This is a genomic window from Mycolicibacterium vinylchloridicum, from assembly GCF_013404075.1.
Lineage (GTDB): Bacteria > Actinomycetota > Actinomycetes > Mycobacteriales > Mycobacteriaceae > Mycobacterium > Mycobacterium vinylchloridicum.
Window position 1 is genome coordinate 1 of record NZ_JACBJQ010000085.1, and the last position, 18,229, is coordinate 18,229.

Below are 18,229 nucleotides of genomic sequence, written 5' to 3' on the forward strand. Positions count from 1 at the left end.
CCATCGTCAGGGCCTACCGACCGCGTAGCTGTCTGATCAGTCAGGCACGCCGCACGCGCGCATTTTCAGTGAGGCAACGAAGACGAATTTCGCGGCCCTTCGCGCGCATTTCCGATGAGTCAACGCGCGCTTTCGCGGGACATTTTTTGTCGGTATTGAATCGTATGATTCACACATGGGTTCGATCGTTGAGGCGCTGGATGCGCTCGACGCCGCGGTCGAACTCCTGAGTGCCGCCGATATCGAGGAGCTGCCCGCCCCGGAACGCTTCGCCGCCCTCGAGCGGCTGGAAAGCGCGGTGCGCCGCCAGGTCGCGGTCTCCCATGAGCAGATCACCCACCTGGAGCGTTATGAGGGCTGCCCGCCGATTTCGTTCGTGCTGGCTGATGTGTTGCGGATCAGCCGCACGGCCGCCAAGCGCCGCATCCGGGATGCCGAACAACTCTCGCCACGGGCCACGTTGACCGGTGAGCCGCTGGCGCCGTTGCTGCCCGAGACGGGGAAGGCCTGGAATGCCGGCCACTTGGATGGTGAGCATGTGCGGGTCATCCAGAGGTTCTTCCGGGAGCTGCCCGATCATGTCGGGCCGGTCGAGGTGGAGAAGGCCGAACGCACCCTGGCCGAGCACGCCCAGAACATGCGGCCCGATCAGCTGGAAAAGGTCGCCGACCGACTGGCCACCCACCTCAACCCCGACGGCCGGTATTCCGAGGAAGACCGGGCCCGCAAACGTGGCTTCCTATGGTGTGGCGGGCAGCGCCCCGACGGGATGAGTGTGGGGAAGTTGGTGGCTGATCCGGCACTGCGCGCCGAACTGGACGCACTGCTGGCCAAACTAGCCGCCCCGCAGCCCGACGATCTGCGCAACCACGCCCAACGCCAACACGACGCCCTCGCGCAATTGGTGCACGAGCGGCTCGGTGATCCGAAACTCGGCCAGCACAACGGCTTACCGGTCACCATGATCGTCACCACCACCCTGCAAGACCTCCAGGCCGGTGCCGGCCAGGCCGTCACCGCCGGCGGAACGTTGATCCCGATCACGGACCTGATCCAGATGAACGCTCCCACGAACCACTATCTGGCGGTGTTCGACGGCATCACCGGCCAATCACTCTGGCTGGGCCGGTCCAAACGCTTGGCGTCGGCCGATCAGCGGATCATGCTGCTGGCCAAATACCGGGGCTGCACCGCACCCGGCTGCACCGTCAACGGCTATAACAGCCAGGTCCACCACGCCACCAAAGACTGGAAACACGGCGGCACCACCGACATCGACCACCTCACCCTGGCCTGCAAATGCAACAACCTCCTCGTCGAAAACCACGGCTGGACCACCCACCAACTCCCCAACGGCCAAACCCACTGGAGCCCACCACCCGACGTGCCGCTGCGCGGCGGCACCAACACCTACCACCACCCAGAACGCCTACTCCCCAAAGACGACGAAAAGGATTAGCCGCGAGGAATGCCGGCGAGCTTGTCGGCGAACTTCTCCTCGGCGGCCTGCCGCAACCGCAAAAGGTGTTCGGAGGGAAACAGATCCGGTGCGGGCTCGCGATCGCCGAGGAGTAGGCGGGCCAGGGTGACCTTGTGAACCTCGGTGGGCCCGTCTGCCAGACCGAGCACGAAGGACTCGACCAAGTGCTGTACGAACGGCATTTCGTGGGTGACGCCCAGCGACCCGTGAATCTGCAGAGCGCGGGCCGACACATCGTGCAGCACCTTCTGCATCATGGCCTTCACCGCCGAGATATCAGCCCGCACAGCCTTGTAGTCGTTGTGCTGGTCGATCTTCCACGCGGTCTGCAGGGTCAGCAGGCGGAACGCCTCGATCTCCATCCACGAGTCGGCTATCATCTCCTGCACCAACTGCTTGCGGCTCAACGATTCACCCTGGGTGTAGCGGGAGACGGCACGCTCACACATCATGTCGTAGATCCGCCGCACCAATCCGACAGTGCGCATGGCGTGGTGGATGCGGCCGCCACCCAGGCGGGTTTGTGCCACCACGAACGCGCCACCACGCGGACCGAGCATGTGATCGGCTGGCACGCGGACGTTTTCGTAGCGAACATAGCCTTCGCGTCCGCCGCCCGGTGGCTGGTACCCGAGCCCGACGTCGCGCAGGACGTTGATGCCGGGCGTCTCGCCGGGGACCACGAACATCGAATGCCGGTTGTAGGGCGGGGCGTCGGGATCCGTCACCGCCATCACGATCAGGAATGACGCCATCGACGCGAACGAGGAGAACCACTTCTCCCCGTTGATGATCCAGTGGTCATCGCCGTCGGGAACAGCAGTCGTGGTGAACACCTTGGGGTCGGCGCCACCCTGCGGCTCGGTCATCGAGAAGCAGGAGATGATCCGGTTGTCCAGGAGCGGTTCGAGGTAGCGCGCCTTGAGCTCCGGCGTGCCGTAGTGAGCCAGGATTTCGCTGTTGCCCGAATCCGGTGCCTGCGAACCGAACACGATCGGCGCGCACTCCGAGCGTCCCAGGATCTCGTTGAGTAGTGCCAGCTTCACCTGGCCATACCCGGGTCCACCGAGGTGCGGCCCCAGGTGGGTGGCCCACAGCCCACGCACTTTGACGATCTCCTGCAACGGCGGAATCAGCGCCTGGCGTACCGGATCGTTGAGGTCATGGGATTCGGAGACGATCAGGTCGATGGGCTCGCACTCCGAGCGCACGAAGTCCTCGACCCACTTGAGTTGATCCGCCCATTCCGGATCGGTGGAGAAATCCCACGACATGTGTTCGTCCCTTCGCGCTCAAGACCAGGTGGATCGACGGGCGGCAGCGTCATCGGTCGCATGGCTGAGGACCTGATTGCGGTTCTCCAGTTCCAGGGCCGGGCCGAGGCCCGCGGCACCGATGTTGACCTGCAGGGCCCGCTTTGTCAGCTGCACACCCAGCGGCGCCAACTCAGCCAGCCCGCTTGCGACCTCGACTGCGCGTCCGAGAAGTTGTTCGGGTTCGACCAGCTGACTCACCAGGCCACGCCGGTCGGCCTCGTCGGCGGCGACGGTGCGCCCGGTCAGCATCCAGTCGGCGGCAACTCCGGCCCCGACGATCCGGGGCAGGTGATAGCTCATGCCCATCTCCGCACCGGACAACCCGAGCAGAATCGCGGCATTCCCGAATGTTGCTGCGGTGGACGCGATCCGGATATCAGCGGCCAGGGCGAGTGCCAGGCCCGCACCCACGCAAGGTCCGTTGATCGCCGCGACGACCGGCTGCGGCAGGCCGGCGAGCGCCCGCACCAAGCCTGCCATCGCCTCCTGGAAGCGCAACCGCTCTATCGCCGGGGCACTGGCCTCGAGCATTCCCGGGCCGAAGTTGCGGATGTCGATCCCTGCGCAGAATCCGCGCCCGGCACCGGTGAGCACCACCGCGTGCACACCGGCGTCGGTCGCCACCGACGCCAGCGTGCTCGCGATCTCGTCGCGCATCACCTCGTTGATCGCGTTGAGCTTGTCCGGGCGATTGAACCGGATCAACAGCACGCCTGCGGCCGGTGTCTCGATCTCGAGCATCTCGGCCATCAGACTCGCTCGATGATCGTCGCAGTGCCCATCCCGCCGCCGGTACACATGGTGACAAGTCCGGTGGTGAGGTCGCGGCGCTCCAGTTCGTCGAGGACGGTGCCGATCAGCATGGCGCCGGTCGCCCCGATCGGATGTCCCAGTGCGATCGCACCCCCGTTGACGTTGACCCGTGCCGGATCCAGGTCGAGGTCGCGAATCGTCTTGAGCGGCACCGCCGCGAAGGCCTCGTTGATCTCCCAGAGGTCGATATCTCCGACAGCCATGTTTGCCTTGGCCAGGCAACGCTGCGCGGCCGGGCCGGGCGCAGTCAGCATGATGATCGGCTCGCTGCCGATCGCGGCGGCTGCGCGCACCCGTGCGCGGGGCACTGCCCCGTGAGCCTTGGCCCAGTCGCCGGAGGCGAGGACCACCACCGCGGCGCCGTCGACCACGCCCGAGGAATTGCCGGCGTGATGTACGTGCTGGATGTGTTCGACGTCGGGGTAACGCCTGCGGCAGATCTCGTCGAAGCTCAAGTTCTCGCCGTCGACGCGCGCCGCACCCATGCGTTCAAAGGCCGGCGGCAAGCCGGCCAATTTCTCCAAAGTCGTTCCCGTCCGCGGGTGTTCATCGCGATCTGCGACGATCTCGCCAGCCCCGTTTCGCACCGCGATGATCGAGCGATCGAAATAGCCGGACGCGATCGCCGCGGCCGCGCGCTCCTGGCTCGACACCGCGAACGCGTCGACATCTGAGCGGCTGAAACCCTCGATCGAGGCAATGAGATCTGCCGAAATACCCTGTGGCACCGTCGGATAGAGCTGCCGAAAGGCAGGATTGGCACCGTCGATCGTCGGCGCGCCAACGGCGACGTTCCAGCGCGACATCGACTCCACGCCGCCGGCCACCACCAACTCCTGCTGCCCACTCGCGATCCCGGCAGCGGCCACGGTGACGGCCTGCTGACCCGATCCGCAGAACCGGTTCAGCGTCATGCCCGGGACGCTGTCCGGCCAGCCGGCCAGCAACGCCGACAGCCTGGCGATGTCATCACCGTGCTCGCCGGCGAGGATCCCGTTACCCGCGATGACGTCATCGACAGCGGCAGGGTCAAAACCCACCCGGTCGGCGGCCGCGGTCAGACACTGCGCCAACAGTTCCTGCGGGTGCACACCGTGCAGGGCACCGCCCGCACGGCCCCGCCCGCGAGGTGTGCGCACCGCGTCGAGGATGAGCGCGTCTCTGATGTCCAGCCCCCTTCATTGGAACGCTGCTTTCCGGCTCATGAGAATCGAATTCTCCGGCCGACTGTCGCATAGATGTGTCGCGCGCACAAGAAACGGCGCCCACAAAGACCAACGCATGCAAAACTGAGCCATGAGGTTCGTCCAGATGGGGTCTGCGATTGCGCTGGCCGCAGTGTCCGTGGCGGCGTCTACCGCGCCGGCGAGTGCCGAAGAGCCTGTGCTACACCAGGTCACCTATAGCGTGTTCGCCGAGCAGCCGTTCCGGGCCGCCGACATCTACTACCGGGACACCGAGCCGGCGAACTGGTCGGACTACAGCCACGACCCGTACGTGTTCAGCCCCAAGATCGAGGCCGACGTCGGCCCGACCCAGAAGTGGGTGCTCAACGTGCAGCTCGCCAACCCCGACGAATGGGCGATGGTGACGGCCAGCAGCGGGCTATCGAGAACCACGCCGAACTTTCACTGCGTACTCGCGGTCGACGGCGTCGTCGTCGTGGAGAACTCCGGGCCCAAGGGCGCGCTCTGCTCACTGCGCCACTGGTGAGTTGAGTCGTCCGCAGGTAGCGGCGGACCTTCCATCACTGTCAGGTACTTCTCGACCAGTTCCAGGGTTTCGGCGTGCCCAGACGTGACACCGAGGGCCTCGCCGAGCATCACTACCGTCGACAGACCGGTGAGCAGAATCGACCAGACCACGGGCGGCACCTCGGCGGGCAGCACCCCGTGCCGCTCCAAGGCGGTCACGAACACCTCGCGCTGCTGCTCGCGGAAGCGTTCGGCGTACCGGGACATCTCGGCGCGCAACGCTTTGCGGTGGTTGGCCAGCGCCGCCATCTCCATCGTCAGCCGGCTGGCCTCCGGGTTGATCCCGAATCGCCACAGTGCCCACAACGGTTGCGGCGACGCCAATGCAAGCTGGTGAGCTGCCATGCCCTGGTCGGCGTAGCGGCGGAAAACCTCCAGGAACAAGTCGTCCATCGTGCGGAAGTAGTAGTGGACCAGCTGCGGTTTGAGGCCCGCCTTCTCGGCGACCCGACGCGAGGTCACCGCGGCGTAGCCGTCCTCGATCATCAGCTGTTCGGCGGCATCGAGCAGCACCATGCGATTCTTCGCGTCGGGCGCACCGATCCGCCGCGGCGATGCCATGTCCACCTCGTTCTCGTCGACTCCGCAATAGAACACGCCGATAGTACGTGGGCCGATGAGATCCAGCCTTGACCACGCAGTTTACGCCATGCTAAGCAGGTGCACAGCAATCAGCCCGCTTTGGAGGAAGAACACGCTCATGACCGACTTCGCCACCGTTGACTTCCTCACCGATCAGTCGCTGGTACCGAATCCGTATCCGTACTACGACTACCTGCGGGAGCAGAGCCCGACCGTGCGGCTGGAACCGCACGGTTTCGTCGCCGTCACCGGGTACGAAGAGGCCCTCGAGGTCTACAAGAATCCCGAGGACTTCTCGAACATCGTGGCCCTCGGCGGGCCGTTCCCGCCGCTGCCGTTCACCCCTGAGGGCGACGACCTGAACGCGCAGATCGATGCGCACCGGTCCTACTTCCCGATGAACGAGCACATGGTGACCATGGATCCGCCGGATCACACCAAGGCTCGCTCGCTGCTCAGCCGTCTCCTCACGCCCAAGCGGCTCAAGGAGAACGAGGACTTCATGTGGCGGCTGGCGGATCGCCAGCTCGACGAGTTCATCTCGCTCGGTCACACCGAGTTCCTTGCGGAGTACGCAAAACCGTTCTCGCTGTTGGTGATTGCGGATCTGCTCGGCGTCCCCGAAGAAGATCACAAGGAATTTCGCACGGTGCTCGGCGCCGATCGGCCGGAAGCGCAGGTCGGCTCGCTGGAAGGCCAGTCAGTCGGCACCAACCCGCTGGAGTTCCTCGACGAGAAGTTCAGCAGCTACCTCGAGGACCGCCGTCGCGACCCCCGCGACGACGTGCTGACCGAGCTGGCGGCCGCCAAGTACCCGGACGGGTCGACCCCGGAGATCATCGACGTGGTCCGCACCGCGACGTTCCTGTTCGCCGCCGGCCAGGAGACCACCGCCAAGCTGTTGTCCGCCGCCATCAAGGCGCTCGTCGAACAGCCAAATCTTCAGCAGGCGCTGCGCGAGGACCGCAGCCTGATCCCGACGTTCGTCGAGGAGTCACTGAGGCTGGAAAGCCCGGTCAAGAGCGACTCGCGGCTGGCCCGCCGGACGTCGAAGGTCGGCGACATGGATATCAAGGCGGGCACGGTCGTCATGGTTCTGCCGGGCGCGGCCAACCGCGACCCGCGCCGCTTCGCCGATCCACACGAGTTCCAGGTTCGGCGGCCCAACGTGCGCGAGCACATCGCGTTCGGCCGGGGCGCGCACTCCTGCCCCGGCGCCCCGCTGGCGCGCGTCGAGGGCCGAGTGTCCCTGGAGCGCATGCTGGACCGGATGGGCGAAATCACGATCGACGAGGACTTCCACGGACCGGCCGACGACCGCCGATACAACTACGAGCCGACCTACATCCTGCGTGGGCTCGCCGATATCCACGTCCGGTTCACCGGGCCGAGCTGACCGACGTCGGGCGGCGCCTGTCGGTCAGGCGTCGCCCTGCACCCAGCGGGTCGCCCCGCCGGTCGCGATGCACGACAGGAACATGCCGTCGGGCGCCTGGGCGACGGAATTCTCGTAGCCGATGCAGTTGTCGTTGAGGTTCTTGATGCCCACCATCGGCGGCGACCGGAAGTACCGCGGCGCATAACGCCGTGGCGAACCGCAGAAGATCAGCCGGCCCCAGTTGTTCCGGGTGTCGACACCGAACACGTAGTACGTCGTGTTCTCGCACGGGGCACCGAGCTCGACGCCGGGGGTGATACCGGGGGTGCAGAACGCGTCATTGCACTCATTGGCATTGATCGGCGTCGCGGGGTCCGCGGAGGCTGAAGCCGGCATCAACAATCCAGCCATCAGAGCCGCAGCAAGAACTGGCACGGTCATTCGCACCCGAATACTTTCGCACACTCGGTAAGCGAATTCTCCGGCTCAGAGAAGAAACTGGGACGAATACCCACGACAACCTCCGAACAGGGTGGAACTGCCACTGTGGAATGCTGGCCGGCAGTGCTAGCGTCGCTCTTCGCCATGCGACCGTGATGGACGAGGAGGTCCCATGCCGGGCACAAGTGAATCCGAGGCACCCGACGCCGACGACGCCGTTTCCGCCGAAGCCGCCGAAGCCGCCGCCGCGGCGGCCGAGGAACGCGCCGAGGCCGCCCGCGCCCGCGCAGACGAATTGCGCCGCAAGCTGGAAGCCTCGCGCGATGAGACACCGGGTGACGACGTCACCGGGGACGCGCCCGGCGAGGCAGTCGAGGAAACCGAACAGGCGGAGCCCGCCGGAGTTCTCACGCCCGAACGTCGCCGAGGGGTGCACTGGCCGCTCGTGGCGGCCGGCATCGTCGCTCTGCTCGTCGTCGTCGCCGTGCTGGGATTGGCTGGCAACATGTGGTGGCAACACCGCAACGCCCAAGCGCATCAGCATCGCTCGGCCGAGTTCGCGGCGGCCGCCCGCCAGGGCGTGGTCAACCTGATGTCGCTGGACTACACGCACGCCAAGGAAACCGTTCAACGGGTCATCGATGATTCGACGGGCAAGTTCAAGGCGAATTTCGAAGACGGCTCGGGCGATCTGATCAAGGCGCTTACCGACGCCAAGGTCATCACCAAAGTCACCGTCAATAACACCGCGGTCGAGTCGATGGACAAGGACTCGGCAACAGTGCTGGTCGCCGCGACGTCGCAGCGGACCGGGCCGGATGCGCCGAAGGAAGATCAACAACCGCGGGTATGGCGCGTGGTGGTCAGCCTGGTGCGCGAGGGCGATCAGCTGAAGGTGTCGGACGTTGAGTTCGTCTGACGGCGGACAGAACCGGCGAAACCCTTTCTCCGGAAAGCCCAGAGATAGTATTCTCCGATCACGAGAATGCCAATCTCGCAGCGTATGGCGCTTGGCCCCAAGGTAGAGGAAGCCGGTTTGAAATCGCTCGTCATGACCACGGCCCTGGTGGCATCCGCGGTGATGTTCGCCCCGCCCGCCGCCGCCGAGATGTATCTGGGCAATTACGAGCTGATCATGCCCGACCGCAGGGACTTTCACACCTGGGTGTGGTCGGCGATCACCCCCTGTAAGGTACCGAACACGAACGACAGCATCCCCGACTGCATTCACGTCCTCACCCTGCCGCGACCGATCGCGAAGGCTGTGCAGACCGACGTCGACGCCCACCTGGTCAACGGACAGTACAGCATGACCATCGATGATCCGTTCGGCCTGCGCTGCGGTGATATCTATTACGGCCCAACAATTCCCACCCACGACGTCTATACCTGGGACGCCAACACACTCAGTGGATCGATGGTCTCGACATTCGACGCGGGATGCGACGGTGCCCCCGGTGGCGCCTTCACCTACCCGTTCAGCCTGGTCAGGATGTGACGATGCGCTCCTTATTGACGATCTGCGCCACCCTCGCGATGCTGTGCACCGCAACAGGTCTCGCGTCACCGGCGCTGGCCGACGATCCCCCACCGGCTGATCCGCCGCCCCCGCCCGCATTCAACGTGCGCTACACCGTCACCGCCGACAAGCCGGTCAACGCCGAGATCTATTACCGGGACACGGATCCGCCCACGTTCTCCGACTACAGTCACGACCCGTACGTCTTCAGCCCGAATGTCGAAGCCACTGTCGGTCCGGGGAAGCCTTGGGTTCTCGAGGCCACCCTCACCGATCCCATGCAGTGGGGCATGGTTATCGTCCAGGCGACCGGTGCGCTGCCCAAGGCAACAGCCGGATTCAACTGCACGATGGAAATCAACGGTCAGGTCGTCAAGCGGAACAGCGGCCCCAAGGGCGCGCTGTGCTCGCTGCGCAATTGGTAAGGCGCTACAGCTTCTTCATGTAGAACGGCATCTCTATCACGGGCCACTGATTGCGGCCGCACGATCCGCTCGGGCCGATGACGCGGTTCTGTCCGGTGTATTCGTTGGAGGCAGTGTCGTAGTGCCCGTCGGCGCCGACCGGATAGATCTTGTACTCCTGGAAGCCCTCGATCGCCGCACCATCAGCGCAGAAGCGCCAGTTGGGAATCGTGCGCTTGACGTACCACAAGCTGTTCGTCGTATAGATCGGCGCTGTCCACCCAGCATCGCTGGTCACCGTCCCGGTGCATTCGGTGGGCGAGATGCAGGTGGTCGAGATGGTCCAGGTATTGCGTTCGGACGGTTGGTCCTCGTACCGCGAGTTCACTTTGGCCCACTCACCATTGGAGGACGTCGCGAACGTGCCGTTGATTCCCCACTGCTCGTCAGCCGCAGCGGGTGCGGCGCAGTTGAGCCCGGCCAGTGTGACGGCCGCTCCGATGGCGGTCAGTGCTTGGACTACGCGCATGGACATACCCCTTTCAGCTCTGCAGCATGTCCTGCCAGGTTGTGGCCGGCTTGGCCAGATTGGTCTGCCGGTACAGCGTCCCGTCGCCGCCCATGTACTGACCCGTGCGCGGGTCGTACTTGGCGACCTGCAGCGCCGGCGCCTGCCGGCCGCCGCCGTTGAACGCACTCGGGGCCGCCTGCGGCACTGCACCATCGGAGGGCGGCGGCACCAGATCGGGTGCCAGCATGTTGCCCGGGCCCGGCAGGTTGATCGGAGCCGGGCCGATATTGCCTTCCGGACCCGGCGGCGTCACCGGTGGCGTCTGATAGATGGGTTGGCCGGGCAGCAACGGACCGGGACCGGTGCCGGCGAAGTTCGGCGGCGGCGGATCCACCGGCGGAGCACCCGGTGGCGGCGCCGTCACTCCGGGTGGCAGCGGGGTACCGTCCAAAGGCCCAAAGATGTTGGAATCCGGCAGCGCTCGGCTGTCGATCGGAACGCCCTGAGCGACCAGATTCGGGTCGATCGGGTAGGGGCCGAGGACGTGCTGACGTTGTGCGAGCGGCTGGAAACCATTGGGGTCGTTGCACAATTCGACGGTGGGGGCGCGCTTACCCGGATGCTCCATGCACGGATAGTTGCGCGCGCCGCGGACGGCGACCGGGGAATCTTGCGGCAGCTTGCAGTAGAGCCCGTCCGGGGTGTCGACAACCGACGTATCGGCGGGATTGCGCCACGACGACGGCGGGAGGAAGCCGACCGTACACGCGGCGGGATCGCCGAGGCCCAATGAGAAGTCACCGTTCGGGAGACCGGTGGGGTTGTTGGTCGGCGCATACGTCTGGATCTGGGCGACGAACGGCGGAACGAGCACCAGCAGTTGCTCGATCGACTTGTTGTACGTCAGAAAGATCTGACCGAAGGTGGTCATATTCGCCAAAAGCAGTGGCAACGTTGGCTTCAACTGCGCGAGCAGCTGTGACGTCTCCTGGGCGAACCCCGGCCCGTCGCGCAGGATCGACCGGAATTGCGGATCGTTGTTCGCGACCTGTTCGGTGATGCCGGCCAGGCTCTTGGCCCACGTCCGAATTGAATCGGTGGTCTCCGCCTGGGCCGCGATGAAGGGGCGCGCGTCGTCGACGAGGGCATTGGTCTTGTCAGATATCCCGTTCGCATCCCGGGTGATCGTAGAGCCCGAATCGATCAGTGAACCGAAGTCGTAGCCGGTCCCGTTGAAGGCCTCGTAGGATTCCCCCAGCAGCTGACTCAGCTTCTCTTTCGGGATGGTGTCCATCAGCTTGCTCACCTGGTCGAGCATCGGTCCCACCGACTGCGGGATCGACGTATTGCCGACCGAAATGACCGAGCCGTTCTCCAGGTAAGGCGCTTTGTCGTTGCGCGGCAACAGTTCGACGTACTGCTCACCGACTGCCGACATGCTGCGCACCTCGGCCTTCAGGTCAGCAGGAATCTTGGGCGACTTGTCCAACGACAGCGTCGCCCTGGCGCCGGTGTCGGTCAACTCGATCGACGTGACCTTGCCGACCTGCAGGCCCCGATAGGTGACATTGCTGAACTGGTAGAGACCGCCGGTGGCCGGCAGGTCCAGCTTCACGGTCAGACGGCCCACTCCCAGCAGCGTGGGCACCTGTATGTATGCGAACAGCATGACGCCGACACCGACGATCGAGGCGATCGTGAAGATGATCAGCTGAGTCCGGACGAAACGCGTCAGCATTTAGCCACCCCCTCCGGTCGGCGGAGCCGGCGGCGTATTTGCCGGCGGATTCGGTTGTGCGCCATACGGTCCAGCGAAAATCGGCTTCACCCCGGTAGCGGCGAGTTGAGCCTCGGTATAGATCTGCGTACCGGGCGCCGCGATCGGCGCAGGAGGAACGAACGGCAGGATCGGACCGATCTCGGCGATCGTCGACGGTGGCGGCGCTTGTGGCGGCTGCTCGTCGAAGGCGTCCGGCGGTGGCGGAACCACCCCGGTCTTGAGCGGGTCGTAGGTGTAGTTCAAGTACACCGGATCGCCGGGCGCCGGGATGAGTTGGGCGCCTTCCTGTCCCCACCGGGTGCCGAGGAACAAGGTCCGCTTCAACCGCGGGATCGTCAAGTCGATGACCGCGAACAGATTGTAGTAGTCGCCACGGATCGCGCGGTCCATGAAGCTCTGGGTGAACGGGAAGTGGATCGCGTACTCGAGAAGTGCGTCCAAGTCCGGTCCGACGTCGGCGAACGCCTTGATCGCGGGTTCCAGGTTCTTCAAGTTGGCCACCAGGTCGGCCTGCGACTCATTGACCAGCCGGTTGGCAGTGTTGCTGAAGGTACCGAGCTTCTCCAACGCCGTTGTCAGCGTGGGCCTTTCCTTGATCAACACGTCGATCGCGGGCGGGATCTTCTCCAGGGCCCGGGTGAGGTCGTCGCGCTGGCCGGCGAACGTCGACGACATCCGGTTCAGCGACTGTATGACCGAGACGATGTTGTCGCGCTGGCCGTCGAGTGTGCCGACGAAGGTGTCCAACCGGGTGATCAGGTCGCGGAACGCGGCCTCGTTGCCGCTGACCGCCGTACTGAAGTTGTGGATGACATCGCCGATCTGCCCGAGACCGCCACCGTTGACCACCGCGGCCAGCGAGGCCAGCGTCTGCTCGGTTGTCGGGTAGGTCGACGACGCGTTCAGCGGGATGGTCCCGCCCGGGGTGAGCTTGCCACTCGGCGTCTGGCCGATCGGGGTGTTCAACGACAGGTGCATAGAGCCCAGCAGACTCGTCTGCCCAACGCTGGCAACGGCATTGGCCGGTACCGCGACATCGGGCTTCACCGAGAACTCCACGTCGGCGTGCCAGTTCTTGACCGTCAACTTGCGTACGCTGCCGACCACGACGTCATTGATCATGACGGGTGAATTCGGTTCCAGCGTGGCAATATTCGCGATCTCGGCGTGGTAGACGCTGGCGTCGGAGCCACGGCCCACCGCACCGGGCAGTGGGAGCGAGTTCACGCCCTGGAACGCGCAGGCGCTGGTGGTCACCGCTACACATGAGCCGGCAATCACCGCCCGTCGCAAGGACTTTCCGCCGATCATGGCGTGCCTCCTGACTCTGCGGCCATCGGGGGTCCGCCGGGTGCCGGACCGGGCGCAGCCCCCGCCGGGTTCAACATGCTGGGCAACGACGAGATCACGCTGGGCGGAATGATCGGTCCTGCTCCGGGCAGCAGTTGGGCAGCACCGGGAGGTGCCTCACCCGGCGCACGCCCGGTGAACGGCCCGGGTCCGGGAAGTACACCCTCGTACGCCGAGATGGACGGTGGGATCGGGGGCACGTCGGGGTTAGGACCGCCCGCCCCCGGAGCCAGGTTCGGCTCGGAATAGACGAGCATCTCCGGGCTGGCCGCCGGCATCAGGTAAGGGTCGATGCCCAGCGGCAGGTAGTTGAAGTTCAGCAGGCGCAGCGCCGGACCCAGATACTGGCTGCACAGCTTCGCCGTCTCCGGGGCCGTGGTGTTCTCGATCGCACCGATTGCGCCGCAGACGAACTCGGTCGGGTTGGAGAAGTTGTTCAACACGAACTGACCCACCGCGCTACCGGCCGACGGGCTGTAGATGTTGTAGGCGTTCGCCAATGCGTTGGGCGCGATATGGAGGACGTTCTCGATCTCCATCTTGTTCTCGAGGAGGTTCGAGGTGACGTTGGTCAGGCGCTGGATCTGCTCCGAGGTCTGGTTGCGGCTACCCGCGACGAACCGCTGGATGTCGACGATCGCCACCGACAGGTTCTTCAGCGCGCCGTCGAGGTCCGATCTGTTGCCGTCGATCACGCTGGTCAGCGTGGCCAACCGGTTCTGGAACATCACCACCTGCTCATTGCTGTCGCGCAGGGTCGTGACGAACGTCTGGAGATTCGTGATGATGTCGACGATGTTGCCGCTCCCGCTGGCCAGAACGCGAGATACCCCGGCGAGTTCGGTGATCGTCTGGCGCAGCTTGTCACCATTGCCGTCGAGCGCGTTGGCGGCGCTGTCGATGAAGCGCGATACCGACGTACCCGAGACACCGCTCTGCGGTCCGAGGTCGGTGGCCAGCTTCATCAGCTGCTCCTTGACCTCATCCCACTCCACCGGTACTGCTGTGCGGTCCAACGGGATCACCGCATCGTCGTCCATCTTGGGCCCGACATTGTTGCGGTAAGCGGGTGTCAGCTGCACATAGCGGGCCGCGACCAGGTTCTGCGCCACGATGATCGCCTTGGCGTCCTTGGGGATCGGGACATCACGGTCGACGTCGAGCACCAGCTTGGTCTGGGTGCCCTGTGGCTCGATCGCCTTGATGGTGCCGACCTTGACGCCGGATACCCGGACATCGTCACCGGGATAGATACCCGTCGCCGTGGTGAAAATCGCGTTGACCGTCTTCGGGCCGAAGAACACGTTGCGCACCAGCACCGCAACCCCGACCACGAGAACTCCGGCCAACGCCACCGTCAGCAGCTTGACCCAACGTCGGCTCATCAGCGCGAACCTCCCGGAATACCGTTGTAGGGCAGCGGCAATTCGGCACGTGGCCCGGCGGTGTCCGCGGGCTGGCCGGCGTTGACGCCGCGGCGGAAGCCGAATGCGTAATCCATGAACGGCTGCAGCAGCTGCGCGGGCTGCAGGTTCGGCACGTACGCGTTGTAGTACGGGCCGTTGGCCAGCGTCTCACCCTCGGAAAGGATGAACTTCTTCACGTTCGGCAGCATCTTGGCGATGTTGTCCTTGTTCTTCTCCAGCACAGCGACAACTGAATTGAGCCGCGCCAAGGTCGGAGCCAGTTGCTTTTCGTTGTCGGACACCAGACCGGACAGCTGCACCGATACGGCCGACGTGTTGGCCAGCAGGTCCACGATCGCCTCGCGCCGATCGTTGAGCACTCCGATCAACTCGTTCGCGTTGAGGATCAGGGTGTTGAGCTGCTGACTGCGCTGACCCAACACCGTGGTGACGTCGGCCGCGCTCTTGAACAGACCGGCCAAATTCTCATTGCGGCTGTTGAGCGATCGGGACAACCGGCTCAGCCCGTCGAAGGTCGGTCCCAGCTTGGGGGCGAGTTGATCGATGGTGGCCGAGAGCGTGTCCAGCGACTGGTTGAGCGAGGCGGTATCGGTGCCCGCCGTATTGCTGGTGAGGTCGCTGACGGCCTCGGTGAGTGAGTAGGGCGACGAGGTGCGAGTCGTCGGAATCACATCGGATGACCGCAGGGTCCCGCTGCCCGCGGACTCCAGGGTCAGCACACGCTCGCCCAGCAGGGAGCCGGTGCGAATATGTGCCGAGGTCTGCGACCCCAGCGGATACTTGCCCGTGGTGGTGAACGTGACCAGTGCGTCACCGTTGTCGAGTTGCACGTCGGTGATCGAGCCCACCTTGATCCCGGAGATCGTGACGTCGTTGCCGACGGTGATCCCGCCGGCCTCGCTGAACAACGCCTGGTGGCGGACAGCAGTGGCCAGCTGAATCAGCCGCTCGGGCTGTAGGCCCACGGCGATCACGAGCAGGATCAGGACGGCGCCGATGAAGCCGGCGCGGAACAGGTTTGAATCGCGATATTTCAGCATTAGGGCTCTCCGCACCTACCGGATTCTTGTTTGATCATCGGGAAGACCCCGGTCCGCCCCTGCAGGTCGGTGACCCGGATGGAGAGGCCGCAGATGTAGTACATGATCCAGCTGCCGTACGCGCCGAGGCGGGCCATCTTGCGGTAGTTGTCGGGACCTCGCTGCAGGCCCCGATCGAACACGATCTTGTTGTCGTCGAGTAGGGGTGCGAGCCGGTTGAGTTGGTCGATGTCACCCTTCAAGGGAGCCCGCGCTTCGTTGAGAAGGCTTGTCAGCGAGGCAGTTCCGTTGTCCAGCTGGGTGATCGCCGTGCCGATCGGGTCGCGGTCCTGCGCCAAGCCGCTGATCAGTTTCTCCAGCTTGTCGATGGCCCCGGAGAACTTGTCGCCGTCTTTGGCGAGCGTGTCGACGACGACCTTGAGATTGTCGATCAACTGCTCGACGGTCTGGCTGTTGTCGGCCAATGCATTCGAGAACGACGTGGTCTTTCCCAGCAGCGAGTCGAGGGTGTCGCCCTGACCCTGGAGGATGTTGATCAGCGACGAGGTGAGCGCGTTGACGTCCTGCGGGTTGAGCCCCTGGATCACCGGCCGCAGGCCGCCGAGCAGGAGGTCCAAGTCCAGTGCCCCCTGGGTGCGGTCCTTCGGGATCTGCGAACCCGCCGGCAGTACCCGGCTCGAGCCGGGTCCGTCGACGAGTTCCAGGTACCGGTCACCGGTCAGGTTCAAATACCGAACTGCCGCTTGGGTTCCCGTGGTCAGGACGATGTCACGGTCGGCATCGAACTTGACCAGGACACTCTTGTCGGGTTGCAGGTCCACACTGCTGACCGTGCCGACCCGGACTCCCGCGACACGCACGGTGTCACCGTCCTTCAACCGGGATGCGTCGCCGAACACCGCCGAGTACCCCGAGGTCGAGCCGCTGCGGTAGTTGCTGAACGTCAAGAACAGGAAGGCGGTCAGGACCACCATCACGACGGCGAAGGCGCCGAACTTGACGAGTGTGCTTGTGGTGCGCATCATCCGGGCTGTCCGATCTGTGCGGTGTTGCGCGGCGGTCCGTCCAGCGGGCCGAACAACAGCTGCTTGAGCCCGTCGGAGTTCAGCAGGATGCCCTGGTTGCCGTACTGGAACGGGTTGATGCCGGTGTCGGTCACCAGGTACTTCGACCGGTTGCCGTAGCCGATGTAGGGCAGACCCATGCACTGCGGACCGCCCTTGGCCGCAACCTTGGGCAGGTTCGACGGGTAGCGGTAGCGCTCGATACCCATCGTGAAGGCGACGTTGACCAGTACACCCGGATCCAGCAGCGGCGGCTGCAGGCGAACGAAGTTCATACCCTGGAGCGTGCAGTTGATGGCAGGCGCATATTTGTTGAACAGGTCGGTGGTGGGTACCAGCAGGTTCAGCACCTTGCTCAGGGCGGGCTGGTTGGTGCCCAGCACGTCATTACCCTGGTCGGCCAGCCCGATCATGTTGACCAGGAACGTGTCCAGGTTCTGCTGCTCGTCGACGATGCTCTGGCTGATCTTGTTCGTGCTCTGCACGGTCTTCACCAGATCCGGTGCGGCGTCGGCGTAGGCGGCGGCTACCGGTGCGGTCAGCTCGATGTCGCGGGCCAGGTTCGGCAGGCTGGGTTCGAGTTTGGCCAGCAGGCTGTCGAAGTCGGCCACGGTCTGGCCGAATTGCTTACCGCGCCCGGCGAATGCAGACGACAAGGCACCCAGCGTCTCGTTGAGCTGTGCCGGATCGATCTTGTCGAGGATCTGGGTCAGCTGCTGGAAAACGGTGTTGATTTCGACAGTGACGTGCTGGCCTTGTAGAACCTGCCCGGAATACATGGGTTTCGACGACGGATCCGCGGGCGGTTCGAAGTTGACGTACTTGGCGCCGAAGACCGTCGTCGAGGCGATGTCGGCGACGACATTGGACGGAATCTTGCGCAGCTGTCCGGGATCCATCGCCAGGTGCAACACGGCGGCGCCGTCGGGACGGGTTTCGATCGATTCGACCTTGCCGACCTGGACGCCACGCATCTTGACCCGGGCGTCGGGGTTCATCACCAGGCCGGCGCGGTCGGAGACCACCGTCACCGGAACGGTTTTGGTGAAGTCGCCGCGGAACAGGCCGACGGAGACGGCGACGATTGCGGCCACCACGACGACAGTCGCGAGCCCGGCAACCGGGCGTGCCCAGCCGCGAGCGCCGAAGCTTGCGCCAGTTCGGGGTGCCACCGGCGCTGCGGCGGTTTCGGTTTCCGACCGGTCGGCCGGCCCCGGCCCAAAGTTTCTCGTCACGTCTTCTCCCTATCCGGACAGGTTGAAGTTGCCGTTGGATCCGTAGATGGCCAGTGAGACCAGCAGGGTGACGGAGACGACCACGATCAGGGAGGTCCGTACCGCGTTGCCGACCGCGACGCCGACTCCAGAGGG

The 18,229-nt window shown here is 64.9% G+C and carries 18 protein-coding genes and 1 pseudogene; 6 read left to right on the plus strand and 13 right to left on the minus strand.

Going from position 1 to position 18,229, the window contains the following annotated elements; all coding sequences use genetic code 11:
* Window positions 1-175: 175 nt before the first annotated feature.
* Window positions 176-1,459 carry an HNH endonuclease signature motif containing protein gene (locus tag HPC46_RS31885; protein WP_179476050.1) on the plus strand — a complete coding sequence of 428 codons (1,284 nt, stop codon included), beginning with the start codon at window positions 176-178 and terminating at the stop codon, window positions 1,457-1,459.
* Here HPC46_RS31885 and HPC46_RS31890 read toward each other — a convergent pair.
* From HPC46_RS31890 to HPC46_RS31900, 3 genes are read right to left on the minus strand one after another with little or no spacing between them, the layout of a single operon-like run.
* On the minus strand, window positions 1,456-2,754 hold the full coding sequence (locus HPC46_RS31890) for an acyl-CoA dehydrogenase family protein (protein WP_179476051.1): 1,299 nt from the start codon (window positions 2,752-2,754) through the stop codon (window positions 1,456-1,458). The genes HPC46_RS31885 and HPC46_RS31890 overlap by 4 nt on opposite strands.
* Window positions 2,755-2,772: 18 nt before the next feature.
* A complete protein-coding gene (locus HPC46_RS31895; RefSeq protein ID WP_179476052.1) occupies window positions 2,773-3,546 on the minus strand; it encodes an enoyl-CoA hydratase/isomerase family protein in 774 nt (257 codons plus the stop codon).
* On the minus strand, window positions 3,546-4,760 hold the full coding sequence (locus tag HPC46_RS31900; RefSeq protein ID WP_325096856.1) for an acetyl-CoA C-acetyltransferase: 1,215 nt from the start codon (window positions 4,758-4,760) through the stop codon (window positions 3,546-3,548). Before HPC46_RS31900 ends, HPC46_RS31895 begins: the two co-directional genes overlap by 1 nt.
* Before the next feature lie 160 nt (window positions 4,761-4,920).
* Here HPC46_RS31900 and HPC46_RS31905 point away from each other — a divergent pair, with 160 nt between their 5' ends.
* Window positions 4,921-5,322 (plus strand): Rv2576c family protein, encoded by a 402-nt coding sequence (locus HPC46_RS31905; protein WP_179476053.1) that lies wholly within the window; start codon window positions 4,921-4,923, stop codon window positions 5,320-5,322.
* On the opposite strand, the gene HPC46_RS31910 is transcribed toward HPC46_RS31905, so the two are convergent.
* On the minus strand, window positions 5,238-5,924 hold the full coding sequence (locus tag HPC46_RS31910) for a TetR/AcrR family transcriptional regulator (protein WP_179476054.1): 687 nt from the start codon (window positions 5,922-5,924) through the stop codon (window positions 5,238-5,240). The two genes, HPC46_RS31905 and HPC46_RS31910, sit on opposite strands and share 85 nt — an antisense overlap.
* 139 nt (window positions 5,925-6,063) lie before the next feature.
* Here HPC46_RS31910 and HPC46_RS31915 point away from each other — a divergent pair, with 139 nt between their 5' ends.
* Complete coding sequence (locus HPC46_RS31915; RefSeq protein ID WP_179476055.1) at window positions 6,064-7,341, plus strand: cytochrome P450; 1,278 nt, start codon at window positions 6,064-6,066, stop codon at window positions 7,339-7,341.
* A 24-nt stretch (window positions 7,342-7,365) separates the two neighbouring features.
* Here HPC46_RS31915 and HPC46_RS31920 read toward each other — a convergent pair whose 3' ends face one another.
* Complete coding sequence (locus HPC46_RS31920; RefSeq protein ID WP_179476056.1) at window positions 7,366-7,764, minus strand: hypothetical protein; 399 nt, start codon at window positions 7,762-7,764, stop codon at window positions 7,366-7,368.
* A gap of 172 nt (window positions 7,765-7,936) precedes the next feature.
* On the opposite strand from HPC46_RS31920, the gene HPC46_RS31925 reads away from it, so the two are divergent.
* The 3 genes from HPC46_RS31925 (at window position 7,937) to HPC46_RS31935 (ending at window position 9,708) form a co-directional block, all read left to right on the plus strand.
* Window positions 7,937-8,683, plus strand: coding sequence for an Rv1363c family protein (locus HPC46_RS31925; RefSeq protein WP_179476057.1), 747 nt, complete (start codon window positions 7,937-7,939; stop codon window positions 8,681-8,683).
* Between the two features lie 132 nt (window positions 8,684-8,815).
* Window positions 8,816-9,262 carry a hypothetical protein gene (locus tag HPC46_RS31930; protein WP_233716980.1) on the plus strand — a complete coding sequence of 149 codons (447 nt, stop codon included), beginning with the start codon at window positions 8,816-8,818 and terminating at the stop codon, window positions 9,260-9,262.
* 2 nt (window positions 9,263-9,264) lie between these two features.
* Window positions 9,265-9,708, plus strand: coding sequence for an Rv2576c family protein (locus tag HPC46_RS31935; protein WP_179476058.1), 444 nt, complete (start codon window positions 9,265-9,267; stop codon window positions 9,706-9,708).
* Between the two features lie 4 nt (window positions 9,709-9,712).
* Here HPC46_RS31935 and HPC46_RS31940 read toward each other — a convergent pair whose 3' ends face one another.
* The 8 genes and pseudogenes from HPC46_RS31940 to HPC46_RS31975 form a co-directional block, all read right to left on the minus strand.
* Window positions 9,713-10,216: an Rv2253/PknI dimerization domain-containing protein gene (locus HPC46_RS31940; RefSeq protein WP_407665589.1), complete on the minus strand. Its 504-nt coding sequence runs from the start codon at window positions 10,214-10,216 to the stop codon at window positions 9,713-9,715.
* A gap of 13 nt (window positions 10,217-10,229) precedes the next feature.
* On the minus strand, window positions 10,230-11,936 hold the full coding sequence (locus tag HPC46_RS31945; protein ID WP_179476060.1) for an MCE family protein: 1,707 nt from the start codon (window positions 11,934-11,936) through the stop codon (window positions 10,230-10,232).
* Window positions 11,937-13,289, minus strand: coding sequence for an MCE family protein (locus tag HPC46_RS31950; RefSeq protein WP_179476061.1), 1,353 nt, complete (start codon window positions 13,287-13,289; stop codon window positions 11,937-11,939).
* Window positions 13,286-14,713 (minus strand): MCE family protein, encoded by a 1,428-nt coding sequence (locus HPC46_RS31955; protein WP_179476062.1) that lies wholly within the window; start codon window positions 14,711-14,713, stop codon window positions 13,286-13,288. The genes HPC46_RS31950 and HPC46_RS31955 overlap by 4 nt, the downstream gene beginning before the upstream one ends.
* A complete protein-coding gene (locus HPC46_RS31960) occupies window positions 14,713-15,795 on the minus strand; it encodes an MCE family protein (protein WP_179476063.1) in 1,083 nt (360 codons plus the stop codon). The genes HPC46_RS31955 and HPC46_RS31960 overlap by 1 nt, the downstream gene beginning before the upstream one ends.
* Window positions 15,795-16,820, minus strand: a complete 1,026-nt coding sequence (locus HPC46_RS31965) for an MCE family protein (RefSeq protein ID WP_179476064.1) — start codon at window positions 16,818-16,820, stop codon at window positions 15,795-15,797. The genes HPC46_RS31960 and HPC46_RS31965 overlap by 1 nt, the downstream gene beginning before the upstream one ends.
* Complete coding sequence (locus HPC46_RS31970; protein WP_179476065.1) at window positions 16,817-18,094, minus strand: MCE family protein; 1,278 nt, start codon at window positions 18,092-18,094, stop codon at window positions 16,817-16,819. Before HPC46_RS31970 ends, HPC46_RS31965 begins: the two co-directional genes overlap by 4 nt.
* Before the next feature lie 9 nt (window positions 18,095-18,103).
* Window positions 18,104-18,229 (minus strand): annotated as a pseudogene (locus HPC46_RS31975) (ABC transporter permease); the annotation flags it as partial.